This window comes from Burkholderia sp. Se-20373 (assembly GCF_017104705.1).
Classification (GTDB): domain Bacteria; phylum Pseudomonadota; class Gammaproteobacteria; order Burkholderiales; family Burkholderiaceae; genus Burkholderia.
This window is the reverse complement of record NZ_JAAGPH010000018.1, coordinates 1-25,876: the sequence shown is the minus strand read 5'-3', so window position 1 is coordinate 25,876 and position 25,876 is coordinate 1. Positions and strand designations below refer to the sequence as shown.

23 protein-coding genes and 1 pseudogene are annotated in these 25,876 nt (G+C 66.9%); 14 read left to right on the top strand and 10 right to left on the bottom strand.

The window, feature by feature from the left end; genetic code table 11:
* Nucleotides 1-182: 182 nt before the first annotated feature.
* From G3N96_RS09130 to G3N96_RS09120, 3 genes and pseudogenes are all read left to right on the top strand, one after another.
* Nucleotides 183-770 carry an SEL1-like repeat protein gene (locus tag G3N96_RS09130; protein WP_089457440.1) on the top strand — a complete coding sequence of 196 codons (588 nt, stop codon included), beginning with the start codon at nt 183-185 and terminating at the stop codon, nt 768-770.
* Nucleotides 771-891: 121 nt separating this feature from the next.
* Complete coding sequence (locus G3N96_RS09125) at nt 892-1,719, top strand: hypothetical protein (protein WP_124580549.1); 828 nt, start codon at nt 892-894, stop codon at nt 1,717-1,719.
* Between the two features lie 129 nt (nt 1,720-1,848).
* Nucleotides 1,849-2,337: pseudogene (locus G3N96_RS09120) on the top strand (hypothetical protein); the annotation flags it as partial.
* 526 nt (nt 2,338-2,863) lie between these two features.
* Here the strand turns inward: G3N96_RS09120 and G3N96_RS09115 are convergent.
* Entirely contained in the window at nt 2,864-3,880 is a 1,017-nt protein-coding gene (locus G3N96_RS09115) for a 1-aminocyclopropane-1-carboxylate deaminase (protein WP_124580583.1), read from the bottom strand.
* 197 nt (nt 3,881-4,077) lie between these two features.
* Between G3N96_RS09115 and G3N96_RS09110 the strand changes: the two genes are divergently transcribed.
* From G3N96_RS09110 to G3N96_RS09075, 8 genes are all read left to right on the top strand, one after another.
* Nucleotides 4,078-4,578: an Lrp/AsnC family transcriptional regulator gene (locus G3N96_RS09110; protein WP_124580585.1), complete on the top strand. Its 501-nt coding sequence runs from the start codon at nt 4,078-4,080 to the stop codon at nt 4,576-4,578.
* Nucleotides 4,579-4,821: 243 nt separating this feature from the next.
* On the top strand, nt 4,822-6,543 hold the full coding sequence (poxB, locus tag G3N96_RS09105) for a ubiquinone-dependent pyruvate dehydrogenase (RefSeq protein WP_089473991.1): 1,722 nt from the start codon (nt 4,822-4,824) through the stop codon (nt 6,541-6,543).
* 105 nt (nt 6,544-6,648) lie between these two features.
* Entirely contained in the window at nt 6,649-6,861 is a 213-nt protein-coding gene (locus G3N96_RS09100) for a hypothetical protein (protein ID WP_206137001.1), read from the top strand.
* The gene (locus G3N96_RS39685; RefSeq protein ID WP_277399435.1) at nt 6,848-6,976 is read left to right on the top strand and encodes a hypothetical protein; all 129 of its coding nucleotides are present in this window, start codon (nt 6,848-6,850) and stop codon (nt 6,974-6,976) included. The genes G3N96_RS09100 and G3N96_RS39685 overlap by 14 nt, the downstream gene beginning before the upstream one ends.
* 230 nt (nt 6,977-7,206) lie before the next feature.
* Nucleotides 7,207-7,797: a methyltransferase domain-containing protein gene (locus G3N96_RS09090; protein WP_206137000.1), complete on the top strand. Its 591-nt coding sequence runs from the start codon at nt 7,207-7,209 to the stop codon at nt 7,795-7,797.
* A 154-nt stretch (nt 7,798-7,951) separates the two neighbouring features.
* The gene (locus tag G3N96_RS09085) at nt 7,952-9,385 is read left to right on the top strand and encodes an alkaline phosphatase (protein ID WP_206136999.1); all 1,434 of its coding nucleotides are present in this window, start codon (nt 7,952-7,954) and stop codon (nt 9,383-9,385) included.
* A gap of 32 nt (nt 9,386-9,417) precedes the next feature.
* The gene (locus G3N96_RS09080; RefSeq protein WP_206136998.1) at nt 9,418-10,809 is read left to right on the top strand and encodes an alkaline phosphatase; all 1,392 of its coding nucleotides are present in this window, start codon (nt 9,418-9,420) and stop codon (nt 10,807-10,809) included.
* 33 nt (nt 10,810-10,842) lie between these two features.
* On the top strand, nt 10,843-11,586 hold the full coding sequence (locus G3N96_RS09075; protein ID WP_206136997.1) for a hypothetical protein: 744 nt from the start codon (nt 10,843-10,845) through the stop codon (nt 11,584-11,586).
* Nucleotides 11,587-11,713: 127 nt separating this feature from the next.
* On the opposite strand, the gene G3N96_RS09070 is transcribed toward G3N96_RS09075, so the two are convergent.
* From G3N96_RS09070 to G3N96_RS09060, 3 genes are all read right to left on the bottom strand, one after another.
* Nucleotides 11,714-12,853, bottom strand: coding sequence for an acyltransferase (locus G3N96_RS09070; RefSeq protein WP_206136996.1), 1,140 nt, complete (start codon nt 12,851-12,853; stop codon nt 11,714-11,716).
* Nucleotides 12,850-13,659: an OXA-1043 family class D beta-lactamase gene (gene blaOXA, locus G3N96_RS09065; RefSeq protein ID WP_206136995.1), complete on the bottom strand. Its 810-nt coding sequence runs from the start codon at nt 13,657-13,659 to the stop codon at nt 12,850-12,852. The genes G3N96_RS09070 and blaOXA overlap by 4 nt, the downstream gene beginning before the upstream one ends.
* Nucleotides 13,660-13,978: 319 nt before the next feature.
* The gene (locus G3N96_RS09060) at nt 13,979-15,130 is read right to left on the bottom strand and encodes a porin (protein ID WP_206136994.1); all 1,152 of its coding nucleotides are present in this window, start codon (nt 15,128-15,130) and stop codon (nt 13,979-13,981) included.
* Between the two features lie 572 nt (nt 15,131-15,702).
* Here G3N96_RS09060 and G3N96_RS09055 point away from each other — a divergent pair.
* The 3 genes from G3N96_RS09055 to G3N96_RS09045 all read left to right on the top strand — a co-directional run bounded on the left by G3N96_RS09055 (nt 15,703) and on the right by G3N96_RS09045 (nt 18,612).
* Nucleotides 15,703-16,740 (top strand): ABC transporter substrate-binding protein, encoded by a 1,038-nt coding sequence (locus G3N96_RS09055; protein WP_089497872.1) that lies wholly within the window; start codon nt 15,703-15,705, stop codon nt 16,738-16,740.
* A gap of 70 nt (nt 16,741-16,810) precedes the next feature.
* Nucleotides 16,811-17,776 (top strand): proline/glycine betaine ABC transporter permease, encoded by a 966-nt coding sequence (locus tag G3N96_RS09050; RefSeq protein ID WP_089457454.1) that lies wholly within the window; start codon nt 16,811-16,813, stop codon nt 17,774-17,776.
* Between the two features lie 14 nt (nt 17,777-17,790).
* Nucleotides 17,791-18,612, top strand: coding sequence for a betaine/proline/choline family ABC transporter ATP-binding protein (locus G3N96_RS09045; RefSeq protein WP_124580603.1), 822 nt, complete (start codon nt 17,791-17,793; stop codon nt 18,610-18,612).
* 145 nt (nt 18,613-18,757) lie between these two features.
* On the opposite strand, the gene G3N96_RS09040 is transcribed toward G3N96_RS09045, so the two are convergent.
* The 6 genes from G3N96_RS09040 to G3N96_RS09015 all read right to left on the bottom strand — a co-directional run.
* Nucleotides 18,758-19,690 (bottom strand): MBL fold metallo-hydrolase, encoded by a 933-nt coding sequence (locus tag G3N96_RS09040; protein WP_089428486.1) that lies wholly within the window; start codon nt 19,688-19,690, stop codon nt 18,758-18,760.
* A 261-nt stretch (nt 19,691-19,951) separates the two neighbouring features.
* Complete coding sequence (locus G3N96_RS09035; protein ID WP_206136993.1) at nt 19,952-20,158, bottom strand: hypothetical protein; 207 nt, start codon at nt 20,156-20,158, stop codon at nt 19,952-19,954.
* 79 nt (nt 20,159-20,237) lie between these two features.
* Nucleotides 20,238-21,905, bottom strand: coding sequence for a GMC family oxidoreductase N-terminal domain-containing protein (locus tag G3N96_RS09030; RefSeq protein ID WP_206136992.1), 1,668 nt, complete (start codon nt 21,903-21,905; stop codon nt 20,238-20,240).
* Between the two features lie 15 nt (nt 21,906-21,920).
* The gene (locus G3N96_RS09025) at nt 21,921-23,138 is read right to left on the bottom strand and encodes a mandelate racemase/muconate lactonizing enzyme family protein (protein ID WP_124580609.1); all 1,218 of its coding nucleotides are present in this window, start codon (nt 23,136-23,138) and stop codon (nt 21,921-21,923) included.
* Entirely contained in the window at nt 23,135-24,466 is a 1,332-nt protein-coding gene (locus G3N96_RS09020; protein ID WP_206136991.1) for an MFS transporter, read from the bottom strand. The genes G3N96_RS09025 and G3N96_RS09020 overlap by 4 nt, the downstream gene beginning before the upstream one ends.
* A 134-nt stretch (nt 24,467-24,600) precedes the next feature.
* On the bottom strand, nt 24,601-25,876 hold a 1,276-nt coding region (locus G3N96_RS09015; RefSeq protein WP_206136990.1), incomplete at its 5' end, for an aldehyde dehydrogenase.

The following is a 25,876-nucleotide window of genomic DNA, read 5'->3' as shown; positions in this document are numbered from 1 at the left end:
GCGAAAAGCGACAGCAAGAAAGCAGTGACGGAACGATTCGAAGAGAGAACCTGAGAGAGCCTTGGAGTGCGTGTCGGCGTCGGCGGATGGTATCCGTTGCGCCGCGCGCCGCCGGGTGCGAGCTCGCGGGGGTGGGATAGCTCGAAGAATTGCGGCGCCAATAAAACCTGAGGAAAGTAACAATGTACCGCCGTTTGATCGCACCGGGGCTGCTGTTGCTATTGGCCGCGTGCGCGCAGGATCCGTCCCTCACCAGCAACACGGTGCGGATCTGCGACGACACCGGCTGTTCCGATCGTCCTAAAGATCAGGTCTCCTATCAAAAGAGGGGCGATTCGGAAGACCAGGAAAGCCCGCGCATCGCTGCGCTGAAGCAGACCGCGAAGACCCAGCCGAAGGCCGCCTACGACCTCGGCCTGCGCTATTTCCGCGGTGACGGCGTGCGCCAGGACAGCTACCAGGCACTCAAGTGGATGCGCGAGGCCGCCGAGCGTGGCGACCTGCAGGCGCAGAAGGCGCTCGGCAGTTTCTACCTGTTCGGCCTCGAGGAAATGGGCTCCGATGCGCGCGAAGCGGAGAAGTGGCTGTCGATCGCGGCCGGCCGCGGCGACAAGGAGTCGAAGAAGCTGCTCGATCTGGCGCGCAAGGCCAAGAAGGAAGACGAAGAAGACTGGAAATGGCGCACGGAATGGCGTGACCGCTATTACGGCTACTGGTACTCGGGCTATCCGTACTACGGCGTCTGGCAGCAGACGTACTGGTACTACTGACCGGGCCTGAAGCAACGGGGGCAGCAGCGGGGAGACCACCATCGCGCGCCAGCCGGGGGGCTTATCGAAGTTCGCACGAACACATAAGCCGAACAACGACTCTAAATCGATCGACAACGACATGAAGACCAACCTTTCCCAACGTCTCACTCAAGGTGCGCTGGTGGCAGCGCTTTGCGCGTCCGTGGCAGGCTGCGGCGGCGTGGTGACGCCCGGCGGCCAGAACGCGGGCGTGACCGGTGCCGCCGCGGGCGGCGCGAGCGCCGGCGCCGATTCGCAGCTGCAGCGCTGCCCGTCGCCGCTGGGCACGATCGCCGTCGACGACGGCCGCAACGCCGACTGGTGGGGCCCGTTCGGCAGCGCGACCAAGATGACGACGATCGACCCGCTGCTGCGCCTGGCCGTGCAGCAGTCGAACTGCTTCGTGATCACGTCGATCGGCAACCAGAAGAGCGACGCGCGCCTGTCGCGCATCACGCAGTTGCAGCGCAACTCGGGCGAATACCGTGCGGGCTCGAAGCAGCAGAAGGGCCAGCGTGTCGCGGCCGACTATTACATGGAACCGCAGATCGTCATCAACGATTCGCCGATCGGCGGCATCGGCAGCATGATCGGCGGGCTGATCGGCAACAGCGCGGTCGCGGCGGTGGCCGGCCACCTGCAGACGAAGGCATCGGTCGTCACACTGACGCTGTTCGACGTGCGCTCGGCCGTGCAGATCGCGGCGTCGGAAGGCAGCTCGACGGCGACCAACTACGGCGCGGCGCTGGGCGGCTTCGGCGGCGGCGTGGGCGGCGCGCTCGCCGGCTTCTCGTCGACGCCGGAAGGCAAGGCGACCGTCGTCGCGTTCATCGACGCGTACAACAAGATGGTCGTTGCGCTGCGCAGCTACAAGGCGCAGGACGTCAAGGGCGGCCTCGGCCGCGGTGGCCAGCTCCAGGTCAACTGACGTTCGCGGGCCGGCGGTGCGCCGCCGGCCGCTTCGTGATTCCTGATTCGTGATGCTTGACTGTCCGTGCGCGCGGCGTGATCCGCGCGTGCCGGCGTCGTTCGTCCTTTTTGCACCGAGGTGAACCCGATGAAAGCCGTTGCCCTGATCGCATTGACCTGTCTCGCGCTGACCGCTTGCGGCGGCGACGACTCCTCGCCCGCGGCGTCCGGTGGATCGGGCACGAGCAACAACGGCGGCACCGGTGGAACCGGCGGCACGGGTTCGGGCGGGACGGGAAGCGGCGGCGGCGGTGGTTCGGGCGGTTCCGGCGGCTCGGGCGGCGGCACGCTGACGTGGCGTTACGAGGCTCAGCCCGTCGCGGCCGACAAGGCGAGCTTCCTGACGCTGGTCAACAACGAAGGCGCGAAGGGCTACCGCTATCTGGGCGACTACTACTACAGCGCGAGCAACGGCGGGACGCAATCGATCTTCGTGAACGACGGCACCGCGCAGACCTACACGTACCAGTTGCAGAACGCTCCGGCCGACATGACGTCCTTCGTCAACACGGCCAATGCGCAAGGGTCGAGCGGCTACCGCTACGAAGGGCCGCTCACGTACGGCGATCTCTATCGCGACGCGAAACCGCACGCTCGGCCGAAGCGGAGCGCGGCCGCTGTTTCCACTGCATGGGAAATGCCACCGGGGAAGGAGACGCTGCCTGGGGTGCCGGTCGACCTGATGCGCTGCAACGGGGCTATCCGCGCCTCGCGCGATGAAGGGCGAATGCTTGCGAAACGTTGCGGCCGACTCGACAGGGTCAATTTTCGGGAAGCGGGGGCCTGATTTAAATAGAACGCCTACTAAATGCCGTGCAAATGGATTAGTACGTGTACGAATCAGCCGGATTGCTGTCCGAATGGGCGATTGACGGAGTCGGACTCGTCTTTAGAAAGACGTGCAATGTTTCGACGTCGAGGCGAACGATTCGCCACAAGCGGAGAGGGGGGCTAGAAAGCGAGGGTTGGGGCAGCCGAAGAAATGGCGTGCGGGAGGGCGGGCGTGTAAGGGGCAACAGCAACGGCAACGGCGATCCGGGCGATCGCCGTGATCCAGGCGCCGGCGTGCGACCGTGGCGCACCGGCGTTTCATCTCGAATGCGTCAACCGTTCCGGAAAATCTCGCTATACGCACTCAACGCCGGCACGCCGCCGAGATGCGCATACAGCACCTTCGACCCCGGCTCGAATTCCCCGAGCCGTACCTTGTCGATCATCCCGTGCATCGACTTCCCTTCGTAGACCGGATCCGTCAGCATGCCCTCGAGCCGCGCGCACAGGCGAATCGCGTCGAGCGTGCCGTCGTTCGGCAGCCCGTATTCGGGGCCGGCGTAGCGCGTGTCGAGCACCACGTCCGCCGCGGTGATCGGCCGGCCGAGATCGACGAGTTCGGCGGTGTGCCGCGCGATGCGCGTGATCTGTTCGTGCGTGCGCTCGGGCGTGGCCGACGCGTCGATCCCGATCACGCGGTCGGCGCGCCCGTCGGCCGCGAAGCCGACGACCATCCCCGCCTGCGTGCTGCCCGTGACCGAGCACACGACGATGTAGTCGAACTTGAAGCCGAGTTGCGCCTCCTGCGCACGCACTTCTTCCGCGAAGCCGACGAAGCCGAGCCCGCCGAGCGGGTGCTCGGAACAGCCGGCCGGAATCGGGTAAGGCTTGCCGCCCGCCTGCCGCACGCTCTCCATCGCTTCTTCCCAGCTGCGGCGGATGCCGATGTCGAAGCCGTCGGACACGAGCCGCACGTCCGCGCCCATCATGCGCGACAGCTGGATGTTGCCGACCCGGTCGTACACCGGATCGTCGTAGTTGACCCAGTGCTCCTGCACGAGCACGCATTTCATCCCGAGATGCGCGGCGACGGCCGCGACCTGGCGCGTCTGGTTCGACTGCACGCCGCCGATCGACACGAGCGTATCCGCGCCTTGCGCGAGCGCATCCGGGACGAGGTATTCGAGCTTGCGCGTCTTGTTGCCGCCGAACGCGAGGCCGCTGTTGCAGTCCTCGCGCTTCGCATATAGCTCGACCTTGCCGCCGAGGTGTTCGCTCAGGCGCTTGAGCGGCTGGATCGGCGTCGGGCCGAACGTGAGCGGATAACGGGGGAAACGTTGCAGGTTCATCGGCGAGCTCCGGAAAGCGGTGGACAGGGCGGGAAACGGAATCGTTCGGGCGCGGCCGGGAGACCGTGTTCCGACCAGAAAAATGATAGGCAGAAGCGCGAGAAATGAGCTTGCGAAATCAATTGCGACGGCCTACGTTATCGACGATATGAGAATGCAATAAGCAATTTCGATTCGTGAAGAAGGAGAATGACGCAATGAAATTAGATCGAGGCGGCGTATCGCCCGCCGACGCCGCACCGGCGCTCGATCGCATCGACCGCGCGATCCTGCGGCAACTGCAGCAGGACGCGTCGATTTCCAACGTGAGCCTTGCGGCGAAGGTGAAGCTGAGCGCGCCGGCGTGCCTGCGGCGCGTCGAGCGGCTGAAGGAAATGGGGCTGATTCGCGGCATCGTCGCGTTGCTCGACCCGAAGCCGCTCGGTGCGGGGATGCTGGTCGTGATCGGCTTCGTGCTGGATCGCTCGACGCCCGAAGCGTTCGCCGCGTTCGAGAAGGCCGCGCAGAAAGTGTCGGGGTGCGTCGAGTGTCACGTCGTGACCGGCGAATTCGATTACTTCATGCTGGTGCGCACGCGCGACAACGACAGCTTCAACCGGCTGCACGCCGAACAGCTGCTGTACCTGCCGGGGGTGCGGCAGGTGCGCTCGTTCATGGTGCTCAAGGAGATTCTGTCGACGCATGCGCTGCCGTTGTAAATACGCGTGGTCGACGAGTGCGCGCCGGGCTTGCGCCTGGCATGCCGGTCAACCCGTCCATTTGCCGACGAAACGGCGCCAGTCGCCCGACACCGCCGAAAGGGACCGAACGACCCGCGCGCCAGCGCATCGCACCTTCACGACGCGGCGCGAAACGATCGCGTATGCTCGTCCGTTCGGTGGCGCAGGTGGCCACCGCAGCCGATTCATTCGTGTGACGACCCATCAACGAGCGAGGACAGCATGGCCAAACAGACGATGGCGGAATACCTGGCGAAGACGCTGGCGGCAGCCGGCGTCGAGCGCATCTGGGGCGTGACGGGCGACAGCCTGAACGGCCTCTCGTTCAGCCTGAGCCAGATCGGCTCGATCCGCTGGATGCATACGCGGCACGAGGAAAGCGCCGCGTTCGCGGCCGGCGCGGATGCCGCGTCGACCGGGCGGCTCGCGGTGTGCGCGGGCAGTTGCGGCCCCGGCAACCTGCACCTGATCAACGGGCTGTACGACTGCCACCGCAATCACCAGCCGGTGCTCGCGATCGCCGCGCACATTCCGTCGACCGAGATCGGCCTCGGCTATTTCCAGGAAACCCATCCGCAGGAGCTGTTCCGCGAATGCAGCCACTTCGCGGAGCTCGTGACGAACGCGTCGCAGTTCCCGCGCGTGCTCGCCCGCGCGATGCGCACCGCGATCGACGAGCGCGGCGTTGCTGTGATCGTGCTGCCGGGCGACATCGCGCTCGGCGACGGCCCGGAAGAGGCGCCGGCGTGGAGCGAAGCGGCGCCGCCGTCGATCCTGCCGGCCGATGCCGATCTCGACCGGCTCGCGGCGCTGCTCAATGCGTCCGACGCGGTCACGCTGCTGTGCGGCAGCGGCACGCAAGGCGCGCACGACGAGGTGGTCGCGCTGGCCGACACGCTCGGCGCGCCGGTCGTGCATGCGCTGCGCGGCAAGCAGTTCGTCGAGTGGGACAACCCGTTCGATGTCGGGATGACGGGGCTGATCGGCTTCAGCTCGGGCTATCACGCGATGGAATCGTGCGACACGCTGCTGATGCTCGGCACGGATTTCCCGTACCGGCCGTTCTATCCGTCGAACGCGAAGATTGCGCAGATCGACTGGAAGGGCTCGCAACTCGGCCATCGCGCGCCGCTCGCGCTCGGCCTCGTCGGCACCGTGAAGGAAACGATCGCGGCGCTGCTGCCGCGCTTGACGCGCAAGACGCAGCGGCGTTTCCTCGAGAATGCGTTGAAGCACTACGCGGCGGCGCGCAAGGGGCTCGACGATCTCGCGGTGGCCGAGCCGCCGGGCCGCGCGATCCATCCACAATACCTGACGAAGATCGTCGACGAAGTCGCGGCGGAAGACGCGATCTTCACGGCCGACGTCGGCACGCCGACGCTGTGGGCCGCGCGCTACCTGACGATGAACGGCAAGCGGCAGTTGCACGGCTCGTTCAATCACGGCTCGATGGCGAACGCGATGCCGCAGGCGCTCGGCGCGCAGGGCGCGCATCCAGGGCGGCAGGTGGTGTCGTTGTCAGGCGACGGCGGCTTGTCGATGCTGCTCGGCGATCTGCTGACCGCGCGCCAGCTCAAGCTGCCGATCAAGATCGTCGTGTACAACAACAGCCTGCTCGGCTTCGTGTCGATGGAGCTGAAGGCGGCCGGCTATCTCGACACGAACGTCGACCTGAGCCCGACCGACTTCGCGGCGATCGCGAAGGGCGCGGGTATCTTCAGCGTGCGCGTCGAGCACTCGGAGAACGTCGAGGAAGCGCTGCGCATGGCGTTCGCGCATGACGGGCCGGCGGTCGTCGACGTCGTCACGTCGAAGTACGAGCTCGCGATGCCGCCGAAGATCGAACTCGCGCATGCGAAGGGCTTCAGCCTGTTCATGCTGCGCGCGATCCTGAGCGGGCGCGGCGACGAGATCGTCGAGCTGGCAAGGACCAACCTGCGGTAATGCGGTGCCGCGCGCGATGCTGTGGGCAGCGCGCGCGGCGTAACGCATCGATGAACGTGCCGGGGTACGTTCGTCGGTGCGCTACGCGTTGAACAACACAAGAACATGGCAATCGAGATTCGCGCCTACGAGGCATCCGACCTGCGCACGCTGTCGGCTATCTGGTTCGATGCGTCGCTGCTCGATCTGGAGGTGTATGCCGACAATCGCGATGCCCGCGCGTTCTATTCACAGCCCGGCTTCGCCGAAATTTCGCGGCGCGACGAGGACGACGAAGGCCTGCCGTTCGCGAACGGCCTGATACGTGCGACGCGTTGAACGAGCGGGCCTGCCGACCGCCGGCGATCTCGCCGCGATCGAGACCGCACTGCAGCAAATCGGGATCGTCGGCGAGGGCTATCCGGCGCATTTCCAGCAGCGCATCGACCGCTGACCCGGCGCGTGCCAGCTGATCCGGCACGAATTGATCAGGCAAATCAGGGTCAATCTTCACGTCAGCTTAAGTTTGCGTTTCCTAGAATCGATTGACACGTCGCGTGTACAGCGACGGACCGATTCGCTTAGGAGGAGGATGCGCATGAACCTTACCCGTGTCGCCGTAGCCCCGTTCCGCGCGGTCATCGGCACGCCGCCGCTGACCGCGCAAGCGCCGGAGGGCCGCCGATGATGTGGCCGAACGCGTGGCGTGTCTCGGCACTGTTCGTGCGCGAGTGGGTCGGCCGTCCGGCCGCGGTGGGCGCGTTGTGCCCGAGTTCGCGGCAGCTGGCGCGCGAAATGGCCGGCGCGGTGCCGGACGGCGACGGGCTGGTCGTCGAGCTCGGCGGCGGCACCGGCGCGATCACCGCGGCGTTGCTCGAACGCGGTGTCGCGCCGCGGCGGCTCGTCGTGGTCGAGCGATCGCCGGCGTTCGTCCAGCATCTGCGGCGACGCTTTCCGGGCATCACGATCGTGTCGGGCGATGCGCGGCAGCTCGAGCGGCTGCTGCCGACCGATGCACGCGTCGACGCGATCGTGTCGTGCCTGCCGCTGCGCACGCTGCCGCGCCAGGACGTGGCGGCCATCATCGACCAGTGCCATCGCGTGCTGTCGGCCGACGGTGTGATGATCCAGTTCACGTACGACCTGCGGCCGCCCGGCCGTCATCCGCTCGGCGACTCGGCATTTGTTGCCTGCGACAGCCGGATCGTGTGGGCAAACATACCGCCCGCGCGCATCGTGACCGTGCGCAGCGTCGCCGCCGAACACGCGGAATGACGTCGCCTCACAAGGGGCGCTCGCTCGTGGCGCCTCGCTTTCGCCTTTCATAAATCCTTCTAATCCTTCCAATTTCCATTCATATTGCCGTCACATCAGGTTCCTACCATCGCCTTTCATTTCGAAAGCATCAATGGCGGGGGGAGCTGGCAACATGAATCGAATCAAACTGGCGGCGCTGCTGTGCGCGGGCGCCTTTGCACTGGCCGGATGCGGCAGCGACGACGGCCCGACCAGCACGGCGCCCGGCCCCGTGCAGGCGGCCGCGCGCAACGTGATCTTTTTCCTCGGCGACGGCATGGGGATCACGACGCTGACGGCCGCGCGCATCTACGCGGTCGGTGAAGACGGCGCGCTCACGATCGACACGCTGCCCGAAACCGCGTTCGTGAAGACCTATTCCAACGATGCGCAGGTGACGGACAGCGCACCGTCGATGTCGGCGTACATGACCGGCGTCAAGACCAACAACGAAGTGATCTCGATGTCGCCCGACACGAAGGCGATCGAGCCGACCGCGAGCCTCACCGGCAACTGCGGCGCGAACAACGGCAAATCGGCTGCAACGCTGCTCGAGATCGCAAAGGCGCAGGGGCTGGCCACCGGTGTCGTGACGACCACGCGCGTCACGCACGCCACGCCCGCGGCGACGTATGCGCACGTATGCCATCGTGACGCCGAGAACGACATCGCCGCGCAGCTCGTGCCGGGCGGCGCGGGCTACAACGGCGCGCTGGGCGACGGCGTCGACGTCGTGCTCGGCGGCGGCACGCAATTCTTCGTGCCGAAAGACGGCGGCGGCAAGCGCACCGACGGCCGCAACCTGGTCAACGAGCTGAAGGCGAAGGGCTATGCGGTCGCGCAGAACCGCGACGACCTGCTGGCCGCCGACGCGACGAAGGGCGGCAAGCTGGTCGGCCTGTTCTCGTCGAGCCACATGAGCTACGACCTCGATCGCGGCGCGACGAAGGAGCCGAGCCTCGCCGACATGGCGACGCGCGCGCTCGACGTGCTGCAGAAGAACCCGAACGGCTATTTCCTGATGGTCGAAGGCGGCCGGATCGACCACGCGCTGCACGACACCAATGCGAAGCGCGCGCTGCAGGACACGGTCGCGTTCGACAACGCGATCAAGGCCACGATCGACAAGGTGCGCAAGACCGATCCCGACCTGAAGAACACGCTGATCGTCGTCACGGCCGACCACGACCACACGCTGGTGCTGAACGGTTATGCGGCGCGCACCGGCAAGACCGAGGCGGGCAAGCCCGGCGTGCTCGGCGTGCTGCGCAGCTACCAGACCGGCGCGGTCGCGAAGGATGCGGACGGCGCGCCGTACACGATCATCGGCTTCGGCAACGGCGAGAACCGCGTGCAGGGCAGCCGCGCGGGCACGACGCTCACCGACGCGGTGACGGGTGCCGACGACTATCGCCAGGAGGCGGTCGTGCGCATGGACAAGGGCAACGAGACGCACGGCGGCACCGATGTGTTCCTCGGGGCGATCGGCCGCGGCGCGGATGCGTTCCACGGCGTGATCGAGAACAACAAGGTCTTCGAGCTGGTGCGCAACGCGGTGCAGCTGTGAGCGCCGACCATACGGGTACAGGGGAATACAGGATGTCGACCATCAAGTGCATCGCGGTGGCGCTGGCCGTCGCGGGTTTCGCGTGCGGCGCGGCGCAGGCCGCCGGCCAGGCGAAGAACGTGATTTTCTTTCTCGGCGACGGCATGGGGCCGACGACCGTGACGGCGAGCCGGATCTACAAGGTCGGCGAGTCGGGACAACTGACGATGGAGAAGCTGGCCCGCACCGCGCGCGTCAAGACCTTCTCGAACGACGCGCAGACGACCGACAGCGCACCGTCGATGGCCGCGTACATGACCGGCGTGAAGATGAACAACGAAGTGCTGTCGATGTCGTCCGACACGCGTGCGGTCGCGCCGGGCAACGACGCGAACGGCAACAAGACCGTCAACAACTGCGCGCCGGGCAACGGCCAGCCGGTCGCGACGCTGCTGGAACTCGCGAAGGCGCGCGGCAAGGCGGTGGGTGCGATCACGACGACCGAACTCACGCACGCGACGCCCGCCGCGACCTATTCGCACATCTGCCATCGCGATGCGCAGTACGACATCGCCGCGCAGGCGGCGCCGGGCGGCGCGGGCTACAACGCGGCGCTCGGCGACGGCGTCGACGTGCTGATGGGCGGCGGGCGCAACCACTGGACGCCGTTCGATCCGGTGGCGAACAAGCGCGGCCGCGCGGACGGGCGCAACCTGCTGGGCGAGATGAAGGCGAAGGGCTACACGGTCGTCGCGACCCGCGATCAGCTCGCGCAGGCCGGCAACGGCAAGCTGGTCGGTCTCTTCAGTTCGACGAGCCACCTCGAGTACGAACTCGACCGTGTGGCGGGCAAGGGTGAAGGGCCGACGCAGCCGAGCCTCGCCGAGATGACGTCGAAGGCGATCGACGTGCTGTCGAAGAATTCGAACGGCTATTTCCTGATGGTCGAGGGCGGCCGGATCGATCACGCGCTGCACGGCACCAACGCGAAGCGTGCGCTGGAGGACACGGCGGCGTTCGACGAAGCGATCCGCGTCGCGCTGTCGAAGGTCGACCTGTCGAACACGCTGATCGTCGTGACGGCCGACCACGACCACACGATGACGATCAACGGCTATTCGAAGCGCGGCAACCCGATTCTCGACATCAGCCGCAACTATCGCGACGGCCAGCCGAGCAAGGACGCCGACGGCAACACCTACACGACGCTCGTGTTCGGCAACGGCGCGAACCGGCCGAACGTGCGCGCGTCGGTCGATTCGGCCACCGCGACGAACGAGGCTTATTTGCAGGAAGTCGGTGTACGGATGGGCAGCGCGGGCTCGGAGACGCACGGCGGCGGCGACGTGATGCTGTTCGCCGATGGCGCGGACGCGAAGGCGTTCAAGGGCACGATCGACAACACGAAGGTGTTCGGTCTCGTGCGCTCGGCGTTCGGTTTCTGAATCCGTTGACTCCTTGAGGAACGGGAACGCCCGATGAAACGTCAGCTTCTCTGCGTGCTCGCCTGCGGGTGGGTTGCGCTGCCGGCCGTTGCAGCGGCCGATCTCGACGCGGTGCTGGTGCACGAGAGCCGCACGGTGTCGGCCGATGGCGTGACGCGCACGACGCTGTATCGCGAACGGATGGTGCGGCGCGACGCTCATGTGTGGGTCGAACGCGTGCTGCCCGACGCGGCGGCAGGCGGTCATGGCGACGATCACGACCATGATCACGACGCGGACGGTCGCGCCGGCGTGCAGCCGGCCGCCGCCCACGCCGCCCACGCGGGCCACAAGCACTTCAACTTCCAGGCAGCCGCGCGGCACGTGACGTACGACGGCAAGACGGCGCGCATCGAGTACGTGGACGCGGCGAACCGGACGGTCGTCGGCGTGCCGCCGGCCGAGTACGAAACCACGGGCTTCGACGGCTCGTGGGACAACGCGTACTACGTCACGCCGCCGTCGCAGTTGAAGCGGCTCGCGGTGGCGAAGCGCGGCGACGTGCCCGGCACCCGCTGGTACGAGCAGGCGGTCGATACGCCCGGCGCGCGCGGCGTGAACCGGATCCTGTGGAGCGAGACGCTGCAGGCGCCGCTGTCGGTCGAATACCGGAGCGCCGACGGCCGTGTCGTGCGCAAGCTGACGCTGACACCGGCGCCGGCCGCGCGGCGCGAGACGTTGCCGTGGCAGACGCTCGGCAGCTATACGCGCAAGGAATACGCGGATTATCTCGACTGATCGACGAGGTCGACCGTCTGTACGCGGGGCTTGCGGTCAGGCCGGCCGGTATCGTCGAGCGATGCGGGCCGGGCCCTGGCCGATTTTTTCTTGTCCCGGCTATCCGGCAGCGATTGCCGATGACACGCTAGAAGCGCGCGCCGTCCGGCACGCGCGTTGAAGGCCGCGACGCGACGCGCTTGATGAAGCGGTCGAGCGGTGTCGCATAGCCGCGCGCGATCGCCGCGCTCAGCGCCGCCGACAACACCAGATATGCCATCAGCAACAGCAGCTTCGTGTCGCCATGGGTGGCAGACGGCGGCCAGAACGTGCGCAGCCCGCCGAGCACGATCAGGTGGAACAGGTACAGCTCGTAGCTCAGCTTGCCGGCGCGGCCCAGCGGCGCGAGCAGGCGGCCCTGCGCGCGCTCGCCGTCGACGTGCGCGCCGATCAGCAGCACGGCCGTGCCGAGCGCCATCGCGGTGACGCCGACGACATGGCTTTCCGCGATCGGCCAGGCCAGATAGAGCGCGGCCATGGCCGCCGCGACGGGCCACTGCACGAACGGCGCGGCCAGCCGCTGCCCGTTCACGTGCTCGGCCAGCAGCGCGGTGCAGCATCCGATCGCGATGCCGTCGAACGACGCGAAGTACGCATACAGGAACCCGCCCTCGTCGCCGGCGTGCGTGAAGCGGTACACGGGCCCGATCGCGGCGATGACCACCCAGAACGCGACCAGCCGCGCATCGCGGCGCAACGCGATGCACAGCAGCGGAAACGACAGGTAGAACACCTCTTCGACCGACAGCGACCACAGCACGCCGAGTGCGTAGTTGACCCACCCGTACGCACCGATCAGCACGTTCATCCAGAACGTCAGCGACGCGAGATTCACGCGCCAGAACGACACGGCGATGCCTTCCGGCGCATGGTTCTGGAAGATCGGCACGCCGGCCGCCGCGAGCCCATTGACGAGCGCGAGCAGCAGGAGCAGGCACGGGACGATGCGCGCGATACGCGACACGTAGAACGCACGCACGTCGACCGCGCCGAGGCTGCCCCAGCGGCGGCGCGCATTCGACGTGATCAGGTAGCCGGAGATCACGAAGAACATCGTCACGCCGTAGTTGCCGTTGCGCGCGATCGCATGCACGGCATCCCAGCCGAATACGCGTGCGAGCGCCGTGTCGCGCAGCGAGTAGGGGATGTTGAAGTGGTGCAGCAGGACGAGCACGATCGACACACCGCGCAGCAGGTCGATCCGCGCGTTGCGCGGGCCGGTGCTCATTGCGGACTGCCCGGTTCGGCGAGGGCCGGCAGCGTCGCCAGGAACGTATCGCGTGCGCGCAGGCCGGCGTTCGGCGTCTGCCGCTCGTCGTCCTGGATCAGGTACGCGAACGCGACCTTGCGCGGCCCCTTGGCCGCCCAGCCGACGAACCAGCCGTACGCGTGCGACGCATCGTACTTGCGCCCCGGCGACCCGGTGCCCGTCTTGCCATGCACGATCCAGCCGTCGGGCTGCGTGTCGATCAGCGTGATGCGCTCGGTCATGTCGTACGCGTGCGCGCTGACAGGCAGCGTCCGGTTCGCGATCTTGCGCATGAAGGCGACCTGCTCGAGCGGCGAGATGCGCAGCGACGCGTTGACCCATGCGCCCATCACACCGTTCAGTTCGCCCTGCTGGCTGGTCACGTCCGCGTTGCCGTAGCCGAATGCGTTCGTGTACTGCTGGAAGCGCGCCTGCCCGAGCGCCTGCGTGACCTGCTGCGAGTACCAGAAGATCGACAGCTTCATCCAGCGCGCCGGGTCGGTCGGCGCGCGCCACGGTGCGCCGCCCCAGTCGGGGTAGCCGGCATGGAAGTCGAGCGTTGGGGAGTGCGCGTCCTTCAGGACGCCCGCATCGAAGCCCATCAGGCTGATGGCGACCTTGAACGTCGACGCCGGCGTCACGCGGATCGCGCAGTTGCCTTGCTGCACGAGCAGTTGGCCGGTGGCGGCGTCGGCGACGACGGTGCAGATCGGGCGGGCATGGGAAGCCGCGGCGGCCAGGAGGCCGGCGGCGAAGGTGAACAGCGCGCGGCGCCAGTGCTTCAAGTGACACTCCTTCGGGGATGGACGGCAAGCGCGCGGTGCGGGCGGCAGGCCGTGCGCAATGAAGGCGACTGCGGACATCGAGGATCATGGGGATGGCGGCCGTCGCGGAGGTTCACAGTGTATCGGCGGATGGTCGTTCGTTGACCTGTCACGGTTGACGGGACGAGCGGGCGCTTTTTGCCGATTCCGGCAACATCGGCGGGTCACGCTGACGGCGCCCATGAAAAAACCCGCCGGCAGGCTTGCGCTTGCGGGCGGGCAAAGACACCTCGGGCAGACCCGCGCGGGTGTCGCGTGAAGAACGGAGAACCGGGTTACATCAGAATTTGTGGCGCAGCGCGACGCGCACGGCCACCTGGTTCGACGTCGACGACGGCGCGTCGGTACCGGGGATGAACGCGTTGTCGAGGATCGAGTTGGTCTTGTCGCCGGCGATGTGCTGGTACGCGGCCTGCACGTACACGTCGGTGCGCTTCGACAGGTTGTAGTCGGCCATCAGCCCGGCCGAGTGGATCTTCGGCTTCGCGTTGCCGGTCGATGCGTCGTACTTCTCGAGCGACAGCACGTACTGCGCACCGACCATAAACGCCGGCGTGACCTGGTACGAACCGTTCACCTCGAAGTTCTGGTACTTGATCGCGCTGACCGTCGCGCCCGGGGCGATGATCGCGCCCGGCGTGCCGAGGTAGCCGTTGCCGGTCGGGTTCTTGTAGTTCGAGTTCGTGTACGCGAAGCCGACCGTCGCCGGGCCGAACGTGTAGTTGATGCCCGCGCCGAACACGCGCATGCGCTCGGCGATGTAGCTCGCGTCGTTCGCGGTGATCGCGCCGGCCGAGCCGTTGCCCGGATGGTTCGCCTGCAGGTACGCGGCACCGATCAGCAGGCCGTTGTTCTGGTACTGCGCGCCGAAGCTGTACGCGCGGTTGTCCGAGAAGTTCGTGCTGTTGCTGAAGCTGTATGCACCGCCGAACTGGAAGCCGCCGAAGTTCGGGCTCGCGTACTTCACCGTGTTGTCGAGGCGGAACGAGTTGTCGGTGTTGTCGTTGTCGAACGGGTGGGCAAGCAGGTAGCCGCCCCAGTTGCCGTTGGCCGTGGTCGGCGCGAGATAGTCGACGACGGAGTCGTACTGGCGGCCGAACGTCAGCGTGCCGTACTGCGCCTGGCTCAGGCCGACGTACGCCTGGCGGCCGAACATGCGGCCGCCCTGGTTGAGCCGGCCGCTGTTCACGTCGAAGCCGTTCTCGAGCTGGAAGATCGCCTTCATGCCGCCGCCGAGATCCTCGCTGCCCTTCAGGCCCCAGCGGCTGCCCTGCGCGTAGCCGCTCGCCATCTCGTAGACGTGGCCGGTGCCGACGTTGTTCGTGTAGTTCAGGCCTTCGTCGATCACGCCGTACAGCGTGACGCTGCTTTGCGCGAACACGGGGGCCGCGAAGGTTGCCGTTACGGCGAGCGCCGTCAGGGTCTTTTTCATTGAGAGATCTCCGGGATATCCAGCTGGTATCGGTTGTCGTGGGCGCGCCCGGCGTGGCGCGCCCCGTCATCCGGGGCGACCCGATGCAACGCGTGCGGCGCCGGTTCGCGCAACGCGCGGCGGCGCGGCAACCGGCAGCGTCGGGTCGTGTCTCCTCCGATGACACCGCGCATTCTTCCCAAGCCGAAAAGGAATCGAAAGCGAGTAATTTCGATGGATGGGATCGGGTTCGCCAATGGGGGCGCGACAGGCCGTTTCGACAGTCGAAACGGCCGGTGCGGCGTCGTGGTTCAACGCCGGTCCGGCAACGGCCGAACGGGGGCGCGACATAGCCCGAGCGGAGCCGCGACCGGACTCGGAAAATCGGCTGAAAGGCCCGTCCGGCGGGCCTGGCAGGGGTGCCGGAGGATCGATCGACGCCGCCGATTGCAATGATCGGAATTACTCGTTTCCCTAAACAAATTGGCGGCTGAAACATGCAGGCTGACCGGACGTGGATGCGTTCACGCTTCGCCGGTCGCCGCGCATGCCGCGACGCACAAACAACAGATTCGATTTGGAGACGACCCACCATGCAGATTCGACGACTGAAAACGGTCCTTCTCGCCGCCGCGGCGATCCTGTCCGCGCCCGCCGCCCATGCGGCCGGCGGCGCGTGCACCGACGGCAAGACGGTCCATTTCGCGGGCATCACATGGGAAAGCGGGTCGTTCGCGACCGAGGTGCTGCGGCAGATCATGGAGAAGGGCTACGGCTGCAAGACGGACGTCGTGCCGGGCAGCACGGCCGCCACCGAAACGGCGCTCGCGCGCAACGACCTGCAGATCTGGGCCGAGCAGTGGACGGGGCGCAGCGAGATCACCGCGAAGGCCGTGTCGTCGGGCGCCGTGAAGCTGATCGGCGACACGCTGCCGGGCGGCACGACGGAAGGCTGGTTCGTGCCCGACTACGTGGTGAAGGGCGATCCGGCGCGCAACATCAAGCCGGTCGCGCCGGGGCTCGTGTCGGTCGACGATCTGCCGAAGTACAAGCAGGTGTTCGCCGACGAGGAGGAACCCGACAAGGGCCGCTTCCTGAACTGCCCGACGGGCTGGGACTGCGAGCGCGTGAACACGCGCCTCTTGCGCGTGCTGAAGCTCGACCAGTCGTACACGAACTTCCACCCCGGCACCGGCGCGGCGCTCGACGCGGCGATCGCGTCCGCGTACCAGCGCGGCGCGCCGATCGTGTTCTATTACTGGGGCCCAGCCGCGCTGATGGCGAAATACAAGTTCACCGCGCTGAAGATGCCGGCCTATAACGAAGCCTGCTGGAAGACGTTGCGCGACGAGAGCAGCACGCACCAGTGCGCGTCGTCGTACATGGTGTCGCGGCTGACGGTCGGCGTGTCGAAGCCGTTCGCCGAGGCGAACCCCGATCTCGTCGGCGTGTTCGGCAAGGTGCGTTTCCCGATGGATTTCCTGAACCAGACGATCCTCGAGATGACCACGAAGAAGATCGACGGCGCGGCGATGGCCACGCAGTTCCTGAAGACCCGCCAGGACATGTGGAAGCAGTGGGTGCCGGCCGACGTCGCGCAGAAGATCGCCGGCAGCTTGAAGGGCGCGTAACCTGCGCGCGGCGGCGGGCCCGCGCCCGCCGCCGCCGTCACGCGCCTTCGCGGCGCGACGGAGAATCAACATGAACGGCTTCTTTCTGCACCTGTCGATCGCCGACTGGGTGAACAGCGCGCTCGAGACGTTCGTCGCGCAATACGGCGACGGCTTCCATCACTTCAGCGTGCTGGTGCTGCGCTACCTGCTCGTGCCGCTCGAAGGCGCGCTGCGCGTGGCGCCGCCGTGGCTCGTGCTGCTGGTCGTCGGCGCGATCGCGTGGAATGCGACGCGCCGCATCGGCCTCGGCGCGCTCTTCATGCTGCTGCTTTACGCGATCGGCTGCTTCGGCCTGTGGGACAAGCTGATGCAGACGCTCGCGCTGATGCTCGTCGCGACGGTGCTGTCGGTCGCGATCGGCGTGCCGGTCGGCATCCTCGCGTCGCGCAGCGCGTGGCTGCGGCGGATGCTGCTGCCCGTGCTCGACGTGATGCAGACGCTGCCGAGCTTCGTGTACCTGATCCCGGTGCTGATGCTGTTCGGCCTCGGCAAGGTGCCCGCGATCCTCGCGACGATCATCTATGCGCTGCCGCCGCTGATCCGCCTGACCGATCTCGGCATCCGCCAGGTCGATCCGGACGTGACGGAAGCCGCGCGCGCATTCGGCACGACGCGCTGGCAATTGCTCGTCAACGTGCAGTTGCCGCTCGCACGGCCGAGCATCATGGCCGGCATCAACCAGACGACGATGATGGCGCTGTCGATGGTCGTGATCGCGTCGATGATCGGCTCGCGCGGGCTCGGCGAGGACGTGCTCGCGGGCATCCAGACGCTCGACGTCGGCAAGGGCACGCAGGCCGGCCTCGCGATCGTGATTCTCGCGATCGTGATCGACCGGATCAGCCAGGGCTTCGGCCAGGAGCGCCGCGCCCGGCGGCGGCTCGCGCAGCAGCGCCGGCAGAAGGGCGCGTCGCGCGTGCCGTACCGGCTGCCGCGCAAGGCTCAGTCGGCGGGCGTCGATTCGAATCAGGCGACGCAGTCGTCGCGGGCATAGGAACGGAGACAGACATGGCGACCATCGACGTCAAACACGTGTACAAGCTGTTCGGGCCGCAGGCCGCGCATGCGCGCGTGCTCGACCTGCTGCGCTCGGGCAAGCGCAAGGCCGACGTGCTGGCCGAAACGGGCTGCAACGTCGGGCTCAACGACGTGAGCCTCGGCATCGAGTCGGGCGAGATCTTCGTGATCATGGGGCTGTCGGGTTCCGGGAAATCGACGCTCGTGCGGCACTTCAACCGGCTGATCGAGCCGACGGCCGGCGAGATCGTGATCGACGGCAACGACGTGATCAAGCTCGACGCGCACGGGCTGCGCGAGCTGCGCCGCTTCAAGGTCAGCATGGTGTTCCAGAACTTCGGGCTGCTGCCGCACCAGACCGTGCTCGACAACGCCGCGTATGCGCTGCGCACGCGCGGCGAGAAGCGGCACGATGCGGCCGAGGCCGCGCGCAACTGGCTGACGAAGGTCGGGCTCGACGGCTATGGCGATCATTACCCGGACGAGCTGTCGGGCGGGATGCGGCAGCGCGTGGGGCTCGCGCGCGCGCTGGCGGCCGATACCGACGTGCTGTTGATGGACGAGGCGTTTTCCGCGCTCGATCCGCTGATTCGTACCGAGATGCAGGATCAGCTACTCGAGCTGCAGGCGACGCTCGCGAAGACGATCGTGTTCATCACGCACGATCTCGACGAAGCGCTGCGGATCGGTGATCGCATCGCGATTTTGCGGGACGGCACGCTCGTGCAGGTCGGGACGCCGGACGATATCCTGTCGCGGCCGGCGGACGATTATGTCCGGCGGTTCGTGGAGAAGCGTACGAGCGTGAATTGACGGCAGCATGAAGAACGGCACGCCGCGACGGGCGGCGTGCTTTTTCCGGCGCCACGGCGATGACACTTTATCGTCCACGAAAAACCGCCGCGAGTCTCGTGGACACGCGGCGGTTTCGTCGTGATCGTCGAGCGCCGATCCGTGATCAGTAATCCCACAGAACCGGCACGAACCGGAATCCATCACCGTTCCTGGCGATATGACCGATGGACGGAAACGCGACGTGCGCGGCGGCCAGCAGCGCGCCGGTCTCGGCGGCTTCATTGAACAGCGCGATACGCACGGCGGCAGCCGTTTCAGGATCGTGCTCGAAGCCGTTTTGCCACTCGGGATGATCGAAGTTGACTTCGAAGATCGCATCGCCCGCGAACGTCAGCTTCTCGCCGTTCGACGCGATGTCCACGACGCAGTGCCCGGGCGTGTGCCCGCCCGTCACGCGCGCCGACACGCCTGCGGCGACTTCCACGGTCTGGTCGAACTGGACGATGTTTTCGCCGTAGAGCGTCACGAACTTCTCGGCCGCCTTGCGGAGGGCCGGCGGCACCGTTTCCGGCATCACCGTCTTGCTGAAGTCCGGATTTTTCCAGAACGCCACTTCCGCGGCCGACACGTGAATGCGCACGTCCGGGCGCAGCTTGGCCTTGACGCCGTCGACGTTCAGCCCGCCGACGTGATCCATGTGCATATGGGTAATCACGATATCGGTAAGCGCGGACAAGTCGATGCCGGCCGATTCCAGACGCATCACCGACTTCCCGGCGCGCGTGAAGTATTCGAAGCCGTCGCCCACGCCGGAGTCGATCAGGATCAGGCGTTCGCCGCTGCGCACGAGCGCGATGTTCAGCGCCCAGTCGAACATGTCGCGTTGCAGGAAACGGCCGTCGAACCAGGCATTGCGGTCCGCTTCGCTCACGTTGGTGGACATGGTGGAGGTCGGCAGCGGCAGAATGCCGTCGCTGATCAGCACGACGTCGACGTCACCCACGCGAACGGCGTAGCGGGACGGCACGAGTTCGCCTGAACCTGGCTTGCCGAGGTCGGAGATAACCGGCTGAACATTGCGGGTGGTTTCGCTCATCATCAATAGTCCTATTCATCAAGTGGGGTAAGTCGCACTGCAGGGTGCGGTGCACGAGCACGACCACGAATTTCGCGCGTTTCGCTTCGCTCGCCTTTCAACCGGGCGTAAGAAGGATTGTAGTCAGGGGGATGAAAGGCGGAAGCACCGGGCGCGCACACATCATGTTGTTCGACGGGCAACAATCGACGACGGGCGGGAAGCGACGGGCAATGCGAGGGGCGGATGGATCGATGCGCCGTTCATCGACCGCGATGCTGCCTATCCGCAGAAGGTTGCATGGCGGCTGCACGCTGCGTATGGGGTGATTGGGCCGAACCCGACTTCGCGTGCCCGCTCGCGGTCGCCGTTCGCGACCAGCGACAGCGTCCACGCGTTGTGCGGCCGGTTGTGGCGGCGCATGATGCGGCCGACGATCCACCCGGCGAGGCCGCGCGGCCGGCCGGGTTGCCCGAGATGCGTGGTCATCGCGTTCTCCTTCCGGTTTGCGTGCGAGCAAACGGCGTGCCGCATTCGCGGCACCCGGGAAAACACGGCGGCCACCGTTTCAGTGTGCGACGGTTTCCCGTTCGCCGGCCTGCGTGCCCATCATGTCGCCGCGCAGCGCATCCGCCAGGATCAGGTCCGCGCCTTTCTCCGCGACCATCATCGTCGGCGCGTTGATGTTGCCCGACGTGATGTTCGGGAACACCGACGCATCGACGATCCGCAGCGCCTGCAGCCCGTGCACGCGCAGCGACGCATCGACCACCGACGTCGCCGCGTCCGGCCCCATCGCGCACGAGCCGCACAGGTGGTAGATCGAACCCGACTGCTCGCGGAAGTACTGCAGCATCGCTGCGTCGGAATCGACCTGCGGCCCCGGCGAGATTTCCTCGACGGTCATCGACTTCAGCGCCGGCGCGCGCATCAGCGCACGGATCACCTTGCTGCCCTGCACGGCCTCGTCGAGATCCTTCTGCGTGGTCAGCGCGTTGATGTGGATCTTCGCGGCATCTTCCGCGCGGTTCGACGCGATCTCGATCGTGCCGCGGCTCGTCGGCCGGCACGGGTTGAACGCGATCAGGAAACCCGAATAAGGCTCGGGCTTGATGCTCGCGCGGTCGCTCTTCGGGATCCGGTACGACAACGGGTTGAAGTAGAGCTGGAGGTTCGGCTCCGGCGCTCCTTCCGTGCCGCGGAAGAAGCCGCCCGCCTGGTTCACGCTCATCGCGAGCGGGCCGCGCTTCGTCAGCAGGTAGCGCAAGCCGAGCTTCATCTTGCCGATGAGCGTGCCCATTTCGTCGTTCAGCGTCGGCCGGTTCGCCTTGAAGTAGAAGCTCACGCACAGGTGGTCCTGCAGGTTGCGGCCGACGGCCGGCAGCGCATGCACGAGCGGCACGCGCCGGCGCGCGAGCAGCGACGGATCGCCGACGCCCGACAGTTGCAGCAGCTTCGGCGTATCGACCGCGCCGGCCGCGAGGATCACCTCGCGCGCGGCGACGAGCGTCTCGTCGCCGTGTTCGCCCGCGACGACCACGCCGGTCGCGCGCGTGCCGTCGAACGTCACGCGCCGCACGAGCACGCCCGAGCGCAGCGTGAGGTTCGCGCGGCCCAGCGCGGGGCGCAGGTACGCGAAGCTGCTGGAGCAGCGCTCGCCGTTTTTCGTGTTCAGGTCGTAGATGCCCGCGCCTTCGAACCGCGCGCCGTTGAAATCGTCGGTGCGCGGCAGGTTCAGTTGCCCGCAGCCCTTCAGGAATTCGTGGACGATCGGATGCACGTCGGCCTTCATCGACGTGATGTGGATCGGCCCGGTCGAGCCATGATGCTGCGGATCGGTCGCGCCGGCCGCATGCGTTTCGAGCTTGCGGAAGTACGGCAGCACGTCGTCGTACGCCCAGCCCGGATTGCCGGCGTTCGCCCAGTCGTTGTAGTCGCTGCGCTGGCCGCGCACGTAGACCATCGCGTTGATCGAACCCGATCCGCCGACCACCTTGCCGCGCGGGCAGTACAGCTTGCGGTCGGCGAGCTGCGCCTCGGGCTCGCTGTAGTACATCCAGTTGTAGCGGCGGTTGTAGTAGGTCTTCGTGAAGCCGACCGGCACCTTGAACCAGAACGACGCGTCGCGTTCGCCCGCTTCGAGCAGCAGCACCGAGTGCCGGCCCGATTCGCTCAGGCGGTTCGCGAGGATGCAGCCGGCCGAGCCCGCGCCGACGATGATGTAGTCGTAGCTCATGTGTGTCCTTTGCGCTCAGCCCTTCGCGGGCGCGAGATCCTTCACGTCGACGGGGTGCTCGCCCATCTGCAGGTGCAGTCGTTCGCCGGTGTACGGCGTGTGGCGCTTCACGACGTCCATGTCGAGCTCGATGCCGAGGCCCGGTTCGTTCGACGGGATGATGTAGCCGTCTTCCCAGCGGATCGGCGTCTTCACGACCTCCGCGTGGAAACCGCCCCACGTCATGATGCTTTCCTGGATCAGGAAGTTCGGCGTGCAGGTCGCGAGCTGGATGCTCGCGGCCGCGCCCACCGGGCCGTTGTACAGGTGCGGCGCGATCTGCGCGTAGTGCACTTCGGCGAGCGTCGCGATCTTCTTCGCTTCGAGCAGGCCGCCCACGCGCGCGACGTTCAGTTGCAGGATCGATGCGCCGCCCGCCTGCAGCAGCTTGTGGAATTCGTACTTGGTCGTCAGGCGCTCGCCGGTCGCGATCGGAATCGACGTGTGCTTCGCGACTTGCGCGATCGCTTCTTCCTGGCCGGGAGGCACCGGCTCCTCGAACCACAGCGGGTCGTATTTCTCGAGCCGCTTCGCGAGCCGGATCGCCGACGACGGCACCATCTGCCCGTGCGTGCCGAACAGCAGATCGGCCTTGCTGCCGACGGCTTCGCGCACGCGGCGGCAGAACAGTTCGCAGCGATCGAGCACGTCGAGCGACAGCTGGTGGCCCGAGTAAGCGGTGTACGGGCCGGCCGGATCGAACTTGACGGCCGTGAAGCCGAGCTTCACGTTCTCGGCCGCGCATTCGGCGGCGAGGTCGGGATCGTCGTAGTCGTATTCGCCCTTCGCGTTCTTCGGGTACAGGTACGTGTACGAGCGCAGCCGCTCGTGGATCCTGCCGCCGAGCAGTTCGTACACGGGCTTGGCCGCAGCCTTGCCGATGATGTCCCAGCACGCCATCTCGAGGCCGCTGACGACGCCCATCATCGTGAGATCGGGCCGCTGCGTGAAGCCGCTCGAGTAAGCCTGGCGGAACAGCCGTTCGACGTGGTGCGGATCGCGGTTCAGCAGATGGCGTTCGAACACGTCGTCGATGATCGGCGCCATGGCCTTCGGGCCGAACGTCGCCGAGTAGATTTCGCCGACGCCTTCGATGCCGTCGTCGGTCTTCAGTTTCACGAAGATCCAGTACATCCCGCCGACATGCGGCGGCGGCACGGCGACGATATGGGTTTCGAGCGAAACGATCTTCATGCGGACTCCTGGATGCGGTTGAGGCGGTACTTGAGGAATGCGGCGGCGCCCGCGCCGCAGAGCGCGATGGCCGCGATATAGCCGAAATAGAGCTGGTAGCCGTGCGCGCCCGGGTAGGTCTGCGTCACGTAGCCGTTGATCAGCGGCACGAACACGTCGGGCGAATAGCCGAGCACCGAGATCAGGCCGATCGCGAGGCCCGCGCAATGCGTCGGCACCTTGCAGTCGTCGAGCAGCGACCAGTACAGGCCGCGGATCGCGTAGGTGAGGATGCCGATGAACAGCACGAGCACGACGAGCATCGCCTGCGGGCTGTGTGCCGGTGCCGCGATCAGCCCGACCAGCGACAGCGCGGCGAGCACCAGCGCCCAGAACAGCACGGACACCTTCGATACGCGGTCGCCGAGGAAGCCGCCGCCGATGCCGCCGACGGGGCGCATCCACAGCTTGAGCGTCGTGATGAAGCCGGCCGCCGTCGCGCTGAGCCCGAAGTTGCCTTCGTGCAGGTACGCGGAGAAGCTGTAGGTCGCCCAGAACACCTGGTAGCCGCAGAACACGATCGCGGCGACGAGCCACAGCTCGGGGATCGCCGCGAGCGTCTTCAGGTCGGTCAGCACGTTGCCGTGGGTGCGCTTCGTGGCCGCGGCACGGCCGCCCGTGTTCGACGGATCCTTCACCAGCGCGAGCAACACGCCGAGCGCGATGCAGAAGAACGCGTACAGGTGGACGACGAGCTTGAAGCCGGCTGCGTCAGTGCCGCCGCGCGCCTGTGTCACGTACGCGAACAGCGTGATCGCGATCGTCGCGAGCAGTGCCTCGACGAGGCCGCGGCCGCCGTCGAGCAGGCCGAAGAAGCGGCCCTGTTCGTCGGGGCCCGCGATCATGTTCACGCGCTTGATTACGGCGGCCCAGAACGTGAGGCCGGTGGTCAGCCCCCAGCCGCCGAAGATCAGCACCAGCAGGTCGAACGACGGCCCGGTCGCGTAGACGAGCCCGAGCGCGCCCGTTGCGAGCAGCGAGAAGCAGATCAGCCAGCGCGGCGACAGGCGGTCGGCGAGCCAGCCGCTCGGCAAATAGCTGATCAGGAAGATCGTGCCGAGCGACGAATACAGGTAGCCGAGCTGCACGTCGTCGATACGGAAGAACTGCAGCATCGTCGGCTGGTACACCTGACGCAGATACAGCATCGGGTAGATCGCGCCCGCGGCGATCACGAGCAGCAGCAGTTGCAGGTAGCGTTGCGCGCGGGAATGCTGCGACGCGCGGGCGTCAAGCGCTTGGTCCTGCAACGCGAGCGACGCGGCGGGTGTCGACGGTTGGGTCGGCATGATGTCTTCCTCCATCAGGCATCCTTAAGGCGGAGGCCTGCAGATTTTTTATGTTGTGGTTGAGTCAGGGGGCGGCGCGCGCGGCGTGGTGTCTGGGTGCGCGCGCCGGAAACGGTGCGTTTGGCGTGACGGCGTCAGTACTTCATGACGACGAGGCGCGTCTGCGTGAATTCGAGCATCCCGTGCTTGCCGTCGTCGCCGCCGAGGCCCGAGCGCTTCCAGCCGGCGTGGAAGCCCTGGTACGGATCGGCCGGCGTGCGGTTCACGTACAGCTCGCCGGCTTCGATCGCGTTCGCGACGGTCATCGCGGTGCGGTAGCGCTCGGTGTAGAGCACCGACGACAGGCCGAACTGATGGTCGTTCGCGAACCCGATCGCTTCGTCGATCGTCGTGTAGCGCAGCACGGGCATGATCGGGCCGAAGGTTTCCTCCTGCACGATCTCCATGTCCTGCCGGCAGTTCGTCAGCAGCGTGGCCGGATAGAAGAAGCCGGGGCCGGCCGGAATCGCACCGCCGGTTTCGAGCGTCGCGCCGGCCGCGATCGCGCATTCGACCATCCCGTGGATGTGCGCGCGCGCCGATGCGCTGACGAGCGGGCCCATCCGCGACGTGTCTTCCGCACGGTCGCCGATACGCACGGCCGCCATCTTCTCCTTCAGCAGCGCGACGAAGCGGTCGTGCACGCTGTCGTGCACGTACACGCGTTCGATGGCCGTGCAGAGCTGGCCGCAGTGCGTCGTCTTCGATGCGACGAGTGCGGCGGCCGCGCGTTCGAGGTCGGCGTCGGGCTCGATGATCGCGGGCGTCTTGCCGCCGAGTTCGAGCGACGGCTTCGCGATGTTCGCCTTGCAGTAGTCGAGCACCTTGCGGCCTGCGTTCACGCTGCCGGTCAGCGTGATCATGCCGACGGCCGGATGCGTGCACAGTGCTTCGGCCGTCGCGTGGTCCATCGTCAGGATGTTGACGACGCCCGGCGGGAAGCCGGCATCGTCGGCGGCTTTCGCGATCTCGAACGCGGACACCGGCGTGTGGTTGCTCGGCCGCACGACCACGGTGTTGCCGGCGATCAGCGCGGGCGCGACCTTGCGCAGCAGCGTGTAGACCGGGTAGTTGAACGGGATCAGGCACGCGACGACGCCGATCGGCTCGCGCTGCAGGAACAGGTTCTCGTCGGGCGTGTCGCTCGGGATGATCTCGCCCTCGATCCGGCGCGCCCACTCGGCGTGGTAGCGCGTGATCTGGCCCGCGTAGACGGCTTCGTTCGACGCGTCCTCGACGCTCTTGCCGGATTCCTGCGCGAGCGCCGCGCCGATCTCGGGCGCGCGCGCGGTCAGCGCGTCGGCGAAGCGGTGCAGGTAGGCGGCGCGTTCGGCGCTCGGCAGCGTGCGCCACGCCTTCTGCGCGGCGGCC